This window comes from Archangium sp. (assembly GCF_036388035.1).
Lineage (GTDB): Bacteria > Myxococcota > Myxococcia > Myxococcales > Myxococcaceae > Archangium.
In genome coordinates this window covers 1-7802 of record NZ_DASVSO010000726.1, presented here as the reverse complement: position 1 = coordinate 7802, position 7802 = coordinate 1, and the positions used below count along the sequence as shown (strand labels likewise).

The 7802-nt window shown below is 68.0% G+C and carries 6 protein-coding genes and 1 pseudogene; 3 read left to right on the top strand and 4 right to left on the bottom strand.

The features are described from left to right. The 3 genes and pseudogenes from VF697_RS29935 to VF697_RS29925 all read right to left on the bottom strand — a co-directional run. Positions 1-258: pseudogene (locus VF697_RS29935) on the bottom strand (S41 family peptidase); the annotation flags it as partial. Between the two features lie 173 nt (positions 259-431). Then, complete coding sequence (locus VF697_RS29930; protein ID WP_331100240.1) at positions 432-1007, bottom strand: DUF4377 domain-containing protein; 576 nt, start codon at positions 1005-1007, stop codon at positions 432-434. A 176-nt stretch (positions 1008-1183) separates the two neighbouring features. Next, complete coding sequence (locus tag VF697_RS29925) at positions 1184-1534, bottom strand: hypothetical protein (RefSeq protein WP_331100239.1); 351 nt, start codon at positions 1532-1534, stop codon at positions 1184-1186. Between the two features lie 445 nt (positions 1535-1979). On the opposite strand from VF697_RS29925, the gene VF697_RS29920 reads away from it, so the two are divergent. Genes VF697_RS29920 through VF697_RS29910 form a run of 3 tightly spaced genes read left to right on the top strand, consistent with a single transcriptional unit; the run spans position 1980 to position 5741 of the window. Then, positions 1980-2450 carry a (2Fe-2S)-binding protein gene (locus tag VF697_RS29920; RefSeq protein WP_331100237.1) on the top strand — a complete coding sequence of 157 codons (471 nt, stop codon included), beginning with the start codon at positions 1980-1982 and terminating at the stop codon, positions 2448-2450. After that, positions 2447-4840, top strand: coding sequence for a xanthine dehydrogenase family protein molybdopterin-binding subunit (locus VF697_RS29915; protein WP_331100235.1), 2394 nt, complete (start codon positions 2447-2449; stop codon positions 4838-4840). Before VF697_RS29920 ends, VF697_RS29915 begins: the two co-directional genes overlap by 4 nt. A 25-nt stretch (positions 4841-4865) precedes the next feature. Further along, on the top strand, positions 4866-5741 hold the full coding sequence (locus tag VF697_RS29910) for a xanthine dehydrogenase family protein subunit M (RefSeq protein WP_331100233.1): 876 nt from the start codon (positions 4866-4868) through the stop codon (positions 5739-5741). Between the two features lie 3 nt (positions 5742-5744). Here the strand turns inward: VF697_RS29910 and VF697_RS29905 are convergent, their stop codons facing one another. Further along, positions 5745-7529 (bottom strand): hypothetical protein, encoded by a 1785-nt coding sequence (locus VF697_RS29905; protein WP_331100232.1) that lies wholly within the window; start codon positions 7527-7529, stop codon positions 5745-5747. Positions 7530-7802: the final 273 nt, after the last annotated feature.

Here is a 7802-nt window from a genome sequence, read left to right as displayed (position 1 = left end):
GACCTCGGGCGGCATGAAGACGGTGTGCGGATCCAACGTCTCCAACATCCCCTTGATGGCGCCGTGCATCAGCTTCTGGCTGTCCACCGGTTCCACGTAGTTGTTCTCCACGTACGAGAGCACCCGGGCGAACACCTCGAGCTGCTCGTAGGTGGTGGTGCGGGTGGTGGAGGGCCCGCGTTCATCGGCCCGCGCCGTGGGAGCCAGGAGCAGCAGGCCCGCGGCAAGTGCCGCGCGCCAGGAGTGCGGGGAGCGCATGTGGGTCGAGGCCCTTTCTCCGAAAGACCGAGCCCCGACTCTAGCACCCGTCCCGCTCCCCCGTCCCTCAGCAGCTCGCCTGGCCGCTCCACGGAATCGAACTCACCGCGAACGCTCACGCCGCCACGCGAGGAACGGCCACTCCGAAGTCCTGAGCCGCCTCCCCCGCCCGGTCAGTCCAGGGTCAACGCCACCCAGCGGTCCGCCTGGGTCGGGTCATGTTGAAACGAGATCTCAAAGGGCGTGGAGCCCGCGTTCCTGGCGAGGATCCGAGCTCGCGTGGCCTCGTCCTTGAACCGAAGCGCCTGTTCGTTCAGGACGAAGTAGCCCGTCTCGGACTCCCCGCTCAGGTCACCGGGCTCGAGCCGCAGGAGGAATTCCTGGTCAGGATCCACCGGGTCCATGCTCAGCACCTCGGTGAGCACCCACCGCTCGCTCGAGCCATCCTGAGGTGGATCCTGAACCGGCAACTTCCGCACGCGGATCCGCTGACGGACGCCATCGCGGAAGGTGAAGCCTTCGATCCCTTCATAATGGAACGCGGGTTGAACCTCCTGCTCGCCCTGCACGAGCAGGCACAAGGTGCGCGCGACACCCGTGCACGGTGCGCGGTAGTGCTCGATGACGACCACGTCGTCTCCGGAACAAGCCGCGAGCACACCCAGGGCGAGCGGCGCGGCGAAGCGCGCCAGCGCGCTCCTCACGAGCCCTCCTCGCGCGATGAACGAGCACTTGAATGCAAACCGCATGAGTTCTCCTGAAGGATGAGACTCATGGCATTTGCATGGGCTGTGCCACTACCTCCTCTCCTGACATGCGAGCGGAGTGCCCCCTCGGAAAACCGGGGAGACACCCAGGCGGTCCGCGAAAATCTGAAGGGGCACGAGCACCTGCTCAACGGCGCTCCTCGAACGCGGCGTGGTGACTACCGTTGCGACACCTTGTCCGTCGGTCCCTCGTCGATCACCTCGGACTGCCAGTCCTGCCGATCGAGGCTCCGCTGGAGATCAGAAGGGGTCCTCGTCACGGTGTTTCCCGGAGCCTGCTCGGGTGCCCAGGTCCGTCCATCCCCCGTCGTCACCGTATAGCCAGGGCCCCCCGTGGCCTCGCCGTTGTAGACCGTGGGTGCGCCAATGCGGCTCTGCCGGGCCAGGTCCGTCTCATTCGGAAATTCCTGGTAGGCAGCACTCAGGTTGTTCGTGCGCGCCCCCGAGCTGCTGGCGCAGCCCCACAGGCCGAGCACACAGGTGGCAATCAAGACGGGAAGCTTCTTCATGGAGCAACTCCTGGTTCGGGATCTCCCTGAAAAGGTGAGGCCGGTCGGTCTCGGAGCAACAAGGTGACGGGGAAGCGGCGCGAGCCTGCCAACCGTCCCTCTTGAAGTCCGAGCGCCCGGAGCGCAGGTGCTCGGGATGACTTCCGTGGAGTGGGTGCTGCATTCCCGCCCGCACCGCGCCGTGCTCGCATGGCCGCTCCACGGGCGGGAAGTAGCCGAGGCCCTCCGCCTCCCCTCACCCGCTCGGGGCGCCCGCCATCCCGCGCTCCACCACGAACGGTCTCGCCCTGGCGTACCAATGCTCTGTCTTTGCGCCAATAACGTGGATCGCTGTCTGTCCTGGGGCCCACAGCGTGTGCGGAAGTGCCAATCGCGGCGAAGAGGTTTCCGGCATTCTCCTGCGGGCCTGGTCATCATGCATTTGGTGGCAGGAGGGAGACGTCCCATGCGAATTTCGCTGACCGTCAACGGACAGCCCCACAGCGCGGAAGTCGAGCCGCGCCAGCTCCTGGTCGATCTGCTGCGAGAAACATTCGGACTGACTGGCACGAAGGTCGGCTGCGATACGGGCCACTGCGGTACCTGCACCGTCCTGATGAACGGCGCCACCGTCAAGAGTTGCATGGTGCTGGCGGTCCAGGCGGACGGGGCGGAGATGACGACCGTCGAGGGCGTGGCGCACAACGGCTCACTGACCGCCCTCCAGGAAGGGCTCTGGGAGCGCGGCGGCGTGCAATGTGGTTTCTGCACGCCGGGCATGGTCGTGACCTTGACCGGCTTGTTGCGCAACAACGCCCAGCCCTCGGAAGAGGAAATTCGTACCTGCCTGGCAGGCAATCTCTGCCGCTGCACCGGTTACCAGAATGTCGTGCGAGCCGTGCAGTACGCCATCGAGAAGGGGGGGACGAAGACATGAGCGAGAAAGTCCTGGGCGCTCCGCTCAAGTGCCGCGAGGACCCGGCGATGCTCCGGGGGGATGCCCGGTTCATCGCCGACATCCAGTTACCCGGCATGCTGCACATGGCGATCCTGCGCAGCGAGTATGGCCATGCCGTGCTCAAGGGAGTCGACACCAGCGCCGCGCGGAAGCTGCCCGGCGTGGTGCGAATCTTCACGGCCGCCGATCTGGCCGGCAAGGTGATGCCCCTCCCGTGCATCTGGATCCCTGGAGGTGCCGAGAGTCATTTCCCCTCGCACCCCATGGGAGTGCCGGGAGCCGGCCCGATCCTGGCGGTGGACCGGGTGCGCTTCATCGGCGACTCCATCGCCGCGGTGGTGGCCGAAACCCGTGCACAGGCCCATGACGCCCTGGCGGCGATCCGCGTCGATTACCAGCCATTGCCGGTGGTCACCGACGCCGAGGTGGCGCTGCGGGACGGCGCGCCGCAGTTGCACCCCGAGGTCCCAAACAACCTCAACGCCTACATTCCCTACGGGGACAAGGAAGGCACCGAGCAGGCCATCGCCACGGCGGAGGTCGTCGTCACGCAGGCGATCCACAACCAGCGCACGATCAACAGCCCCATGGAGCCTCGCGGCGCGGTCGGGGCGTACGACCCGGCTACCGGCGAATACACGCTGTACGCGTCCACCCAGTCGCCGCACGACCACCGGCTGCTGCTGGCACTGATGATCCTGGGTGTTCCGTTCAACAAGGTGCGGGTGGTCGCGCCCAACATCGGCGGCAGCTTCGGCACCAAGGGCTACATCTACCCCGACATGCCGCTGGTGCTCTTCATCGCCAAGGAGCTGGGCCGGCCGGTGAAGTGGGTCGACACGCGCAGCGGCCTGATGCGCTCCACGGTGCAAGGCCGCGACCAGAAGATGACGGCGACGCTGGCCGGCACGCGCGATGGGAAGATCACCGCGCTGCGCTGCACCTCGTACGCCAACCTGGGGGCCTACCCGTCCACGATCGGCCCTGGCGTCGCCACGGCCATGGTGGGCCGCAGCATCACCGGCCCCTACGACATCCCGCACGCCTTCTGCGACATCTACGCGGTTTTCACCAACGTCGTGCCGTTGGGTGCGCAGCGTGGCTCCGGCCGCGCCGAGGCGACCTTCATGCTCGAGCGCATGGTCGACCAGTACGCCCGTGAGATCGGCATGGACCCGGCCGAGGTGCGCCGCAAGAACATGATCAGGCCGGACCAGCTCCCGTTCGATAACGGGCTGGGCTGGCGCTACGACTCGGGCCACTACGCGGCGGCGCTCGACCGGGTCCTGGAGATGGTGGACTACGCGCACCTCGCGGAGCGCAAGAAGCAGGCCCGCGAGAACGGCAGGCGCCTGGGTGTGGGCATCGCCTCCTTCGTCGCCGTCTGCGGCGTCGGCCCCTCTCCGCGCATGGCCAAGGAGGGCATGCTGGGCGGCACCTGGGAGAGCGCCTGCGTCCGCGTGCATCCCACCGGCGAGGTGAGCCTGCTGATCGGCTCGAAGCCGCACGGGCAACACCACGAGACGGTCTTCGCCCAGATCCTCGCCGAGGAGCTGGGCGTCGACATCGACAAGATCGAGGTGCTGCACTCGGACACCCAGCGCGTCCCGTTCGGCCAGGGCTCCTACGGCAGCCGTTCGTACAGCGTCGGCGGCGCGGCCGTGCTGCGCGCGGCTCGCGAGATCAAGGCCAAGGCGCTCGCGGCCGCCGCCCACTCGCTCAAGGTGGGCGTCGACGAGCTGGCCTATGAGAACGGCAAGCTGTTCGTCAAACGCGAGCCACAGAAGTCCCTGACACTGCAGGAGGTGGCCCTCGGGCTCTGGTACGCCTGGGACATACCGGCTGGCATGGAGCCCAGCCTCGACGTCACCACCTACTACGACCCGCCGGACTTCAACTACCCCTACGGCAGCCACGTCGCCGTGGTCGAGGTCGACGAGACCACGGGCCAGGTCGCCCTGGTGCGCTACGTCGCCTGTCACGACGTAGGGGTGATGGGCAACGCGCTGGTGCTCGAGGGCCAGTTTCATGGCGCCATCACCCACGGCATTGGCCAGGTGCTGCACGAGGAGGCTCGCTACTCCCCGGAGGGCCAGTTGCTGTCCCGCACGCTGGCGGAGTACCCGCTGCCTCGGGCCACCCAGGTGCCGAACTTCGAGCTGGACCACCTGGTCACGCCCACGCCGCACACCCCGCTGGGTGCCAAGGGGGCCGGCGAGCTGGGCACCATCGGCGCGGCGGCGGCCATCGGCAACGCGATCTGCGATGCCCTCGCCGACCTTGGAATCAAACACATCGAGATGCCGATGACGCCGGAGAAGATCTGGCGCGCGATCCGCGATGCCAGAGCCGCGCGAGGCTCGGCGTGATGGGTCGCGAGAGGAGGCACGAGCCATGATCCCCGTTCCATTCGACTACGCGGCACCCAGGACCGTCGACGAGGCGGTGGAGCTGTTGGGCCAACACGCAGGGGCCGTGGTGCTGGCGGGCGGACAGCTCCTGCTGGCCGAGCTCAAGCTGCGCCGGAGCACTCCGCCCCGGCTGGTGGACTTGCGACAGATTCCTGGCCTGCGCGGCATCTCGCGCCACCCGGACGGCGGCCTGAGCATCGGCGCCATGACCACCTGTGCCGAGCTCGTCGCGCATGCGGACGTCCGGGCGGGTGCGCGAGCACTGGTCGAGGCCGCGCGCGTCCTGGGTGACGTGCAGGTGCGCAACCGCGCGACGCTCGGCGGCAATCTCGCCTGTGGCCACCCGGCCGCCGATCTCCCGGCGGCACTGCTGGCCCTGGAGGCAACGATTCACGTGGCCGGGCCCGGTGGCCGGCGCGAGATTGCCGCCGACCAATTCTTCGTTGCCCCCTTCCACACGGCGCTGAAGGCGGGCGAGCTCATCACGGAAGTGCGGTTGCCGGCCCCACCCGCCTCGAGTGGCAGCGTCTACGAGAAGTTCTCCCACTCCCACTTCTACCCGCTCTGCGGCGTGGCGGCGCTCGTCTCCCTCACGGAGAAAGGCACGGTCGCGAAGTGCCGCGTCGCGGTGACGGGGGTGAGCCTGCATCCGCTGCGCCTGCGCTCGCTGGAGGCCGCGCTGGACGGCCAGGCGCCCAATGCGAGCAACATCGCGGCGGCGGCCGGGAAGGCCGGCGAGGGGGTGATCTTCGTCACCGACCCGTTCGCTTCGAACGAGTACCGTGAGCACCTGACCACGGTGCTGGCCGAGCGTGTCCTCGCCCGGGCAGTTGGACTGGCCGCCCCGCCCAAGGCCTGAGCATCAAGAGCTGAAAGGGACGCAGTGGGTGGCGTCCTCCGTGTTTTCAACGAGGATGCCCAGCTCCTCCTGGAGCACGTCCATCAAGTCAGGCCGCACGCGCAGGGTGCCCTGGCGCAGGCGGTGATTGAGCGAGAGATCCGCGCTGGAGAGTTTCCGTGCCGGGTGGGGGCGCTGGAGCAACGCGTTGACCTGGCGCTGAGCACCATCCATGGCGCGAAGCGCTGAGCGCTCGATCGCCAGAAACTCCGCGACGGCGTCCGCCACGGCGTCGAGGACGTCTCCCCGGGCCCCCGTGGGAGAGCCCGCGCGCGAGCGGATCAACTCCCGGAGTCGCAGGCGGGTATTCTCGTCCACCTCATCTCCCTTGGGGATGAACGCGTCCCGCAGGTGCAGCAGCGCGTCCTCTCGGAATCCCCTCAGGCCACGCTGGGCGCGCGCGTAGACCTCGCTGTAGGCGGTCTCGGCCCAGTCTCGCGGGGTGGAGTGGTGCAACCCAGAGCGCAGGATCCTCTGCCAGTCGCTCTCGACGCGCGCGCGCAGCCGGCCCAGGACGCCACCGGGCTCGTCCTCCACCTCGAGCAGCGCCGCGTGAATCACTTCATAGGCGTGGCACATGTAGCTCCACCGGTTGGACTGGACAGCATAGAGTTGGAGCCCGAGCAGCCCGTAATCCATCGCCGCGGGGATCTCCGCATCCCACTCCGCCTTGGGGAGGGGAGCACCCGTCACGGGCTTGCCCTCCATCAGCGTCGCGAGGAACTCTTCCACCATGTGCGGGGGCCCGGCGCAGACGCCTCGGGCCGACAGGAAGTGGTTGCCCTGTTCGGTGTAGCGGTACAGCTCGGCCGCGGTGATGGGGGTGTCGTACGTGATCGAGCTCTCCAGGAGCAGGAGCAGATAGGACGACATCATCCGCACGCCGTCCGTCACCCGGAACATGGAGGACAGCACGGGGTCCAGCGTGCCATTGGGGACGGGGTCCTTCGCGCGCATCAACAACAGCGTCGGTAGGGCCAGCACGGCACATGACAGGGCGTGAAGATCTCCCAACCGCCAACGCCCCTCCGGGAGCTGGGGGTGGTGGCGCAGAAACTCCTCGCGCACCGCGAGCACCCCCCGCAGCGTGGGCTTCCAGTGCCGCGTCATCGACTTGAGCGCCGTCACGTTCATCCGCGCCTCGTCCCGGTAGCGGCTGCCCGGGTAGGGGCACACGCGCCACTCCGTCGGAAGCTTCATGCGCATGGCGTCGGGGAAGACGTTGCTCTCCCCGACATGGCGCCCCTCCGCGTCGAGCGCCGGGTGGGCGAGGCGATGCACCGGGAGTACCGCTTCGAGGAAGCCCAGCTCCAGCGGCCGCCCCAACAACCGCTCCATGACCTGGGGACCATCCGGGTTCCACCACAGGGGCTCGGTGGGGGCTTCCCGCCGGGCCTCGGCCTCCAGGAACCTTTGATGCTGGGTACTCTCGGCAGCGGGCTTCGGGGCCTCGCGCGAGAGGATGTCCTCCGCCAACAGGGCCTCGAGCAGCTCCTTCACGCGCTCCCAGGGGTAGGGCTCACCCGCGCTCCACGCGGTGGCGCTGCCCGCCATGAACTGGTCCTGCTCGAGCAGCGCCTCTCCAAAGGAGAGCAGGTCCGGCTCATCGAGGGTGACCTCCTTGACGCCGAAGAAGATGTGCAGCTCCCTGTGGCCCTCGGGAGTGGTCACATACTCCCTCGTGGAGCGACGCCGCATGGGCAGGTACAGCGTCTCATGGGGATCGACCGACACAGCGTCCTGACTCATGCGAGGGCTCCTGGGAGCAAGCCCGGGATGCTCAAGCGCGCAGGGGCTGCTCCATACGGGTGTGGCGCGCCCTTGGACTGAGCACGGGGCGCGGCCTTGGGATTCGCGGCACTTCCGGGCCGAAAAGCACAGTCGCCAGCGGACGACGGAGTGCCCGCTGGCGACTCGAAGCAACCACGGGTTCTTCTAGGCCAGGTAGTAGCCGCGACAGTCGCCACCGAGGCTGATCGTACGAATGTTGGACAACCCGCCGCGAATGTTGGTCCTGATCTT

Excerpts from the sequence above, each read along its gene's own strand:
- VF697_RS29930 (WP_331100240.1), bottom strand. The coding sequence starts at position 1,007 with ATGCGGTTTGCATTCAAGTGCTCGTTCATCGCGCGAGGAGGGCTCGTG.
- VF697_RS29915 (WP_331100235.1), top strand. The coding sequence starts at position 2,447 with ATGAGCGAGAAAGTCCTGGGCGCTCCGCTCAAGTGCCGCGAGGACCCG.
- VF697_RS29925 (WP_331100239.1), bottom strand. The coding sequence starts at position 1,534 with ATGAAGAAGCTTCCCGTCTTGATTGCCACCTGTGTGCTCGGCCTGTGG.
- VF697_RS29910 (WP_331100233.1), top strand. The coding sequence starts at position 4,866 with ATGATCCCCGTTCCATTCGACTACGCGGCACCCAGGACCGTCGACGAG.
- VF697_RS29905 (WP_331100232.1), bottom strand. The coding sequence starts at position 7,529 with ATGAGTCAGGACGCTGTGTCGGTCGATCCCCATGAGACGCTGTACCTG.
- VF697_RS29920 (WP_331100237.1), top strand. The coding sequence starts at position 1,980 with ATGCGAATTTCGCTGACCGTCAACGGACAGCCCCACAGCGCGGAAGTC.